The following is a 1,463-nucleotide window of genomic DNA, read 5'->3' as shown; positions in this document are numbered from 1 at the left end:
TAGTCTTACTGTGTCATAAAATTCATGTCATTATAGGTACTTCTTCATCCTTTGCATGAGGAAGTGATGGACTGGGAATCTTCGTTCGACGAATATCTAGAGCACCTGTGCGAAGCAGTCAAACATAGTGATCGTCGCTCCGGGCTGATTGGCTATTGTCACGGGTTGATGCTTCCGATCCGGCGCAAGAGTGTCGAGCCGCTGGCAGCGCATTTGGAACCTCAGCGCGTAAGCGCGCGGCATCAATCGCTCCATCACTTCGTCTCGAAGTCGGAATGGTCCGACGCCGCGTTATTTGAGCAAGTTCGTCGTTGGGTGCTACCGCATATGGATCCCGCGAAGGGTCTGTATTGGATCATCGACGACACGGGTTTTCCGAAGAAAGGCAAGCATTCGGTCGGCGTAGCGCGGCAGTACTGCGGACAGTTGGGCAAACAAGACAATTGCCAAGTTGCCGTGAGCCTGTCGGTCGCCACCGAAGAGGCCAGCCTGCCCGTGGCCTACCAACTTTATCTGCCACAGACTTGGACCAGTGACCAGGCAAGGAGGCAACAGGCCGGAGTGCCTGACGAGATTGAATTTGCAACCAAGCCGCAGATCGCAATTGCGCAGTTGCACGAGGCACGGCGAAGCGGAGCTCCAGACGGGATAGTGCTGGCCGATGCGGGTTACGGAAATGACACCGCGTTTCGCGATGCCGTTGGCGAATCTGGCCTGCAATATGCCGTGGGTATTCAGTCGAGCACCTGCGTGTGGCCACCGGGCCGTGCACCGCTGCCTGCTGAATCCTCCACAGGCAAGGCTGGCCGACCGCGAAGCCTGCAGCGCCGTGTACCAGGACATGATCCTGTTCCGGTCAAGGAGTTGGCACTGGCGCTCGAGCTGTCGTGCTATCACACGGTTTCGTGGCGCGAGGGCACACGTGCTGCACTCAGTTCGCGATTCGCGGCTGTCCGAGTTCGGAGTTCGCACCGCGATTACTGGCGCGCCACTCCGCGCGATGAAGAATGGCTGCTCGTCGAATGGCCTACGGGCGAGCCTGAGCCGACTAAATATTGGCTCTCAACGTTGCCCGAAGAGGCCGTTGTTCAAGATCTCGTTCACGTTGCCAAGATGCGCTGGCGCATTGAACGCGACTACCAAGATCTCAAACAGGAGTTCGGCCTAGGGCACTTCGAGGGACGAGGATGGCGCGGTTTCCATCATCATGCGTCGCTGTGTATCGCCGCCTATGGGTTTCTCGTCGCACAACGCCTCATTCAAGGCGGTAAAAAAAACGCCGAAATCCGCAACCCATCTGCCTTACCCTCGGACTACATCGCACGCGGATCCCCAGCGCACGCAGCGCCACGTACCTGATTCGATTGCTACGCTTCGATGGCGCATCGCTGCTCACATTTCCAAGCGACTTCAGCGATGTCCGTTCTGCTGTACTCTCCCCGGTATTTTATGACACAGTAAGA

General features: G+C 57.3%; 1 protein-coding gene. It reads left to right on the top strand.

Annotated elements, in window-relative coordinates; all coding sequences use genetic code 11:
* Positions 1–66 precede the first annotated feature (66 nt).
* The gene (locus QCE73_RS39315) at positions 67–1,359 is read left to right on the top strand and encodes an IS701 family transposase (RefSeq protein WP_309886207.1); all 1,293 of its coding nucleotides are present in this window, start codon (positions 67–69) and stop codon (positions 1,357–1,359) included.
* Positions 1,360–1,463 lie beyond the last annotated feature (104 nt).

Origin of the sequence: Caballeronia sp. LZ029, assembly GCF_031451275.1 — a bacterium.
GTDB classification, from domain to species: domain Bacteria; phylum Pseudomonadota; class Gammaproteobacteria; order Burkholderiales; family Burkholderiaceae; genus Caballeronia; species Caballeronia jiangsuensis.
The sequence above is the reverse complement of the archived record's forward strand: the minus strand, read 5'-3'. Positions and strand labels throughout refer to the sequence as shown.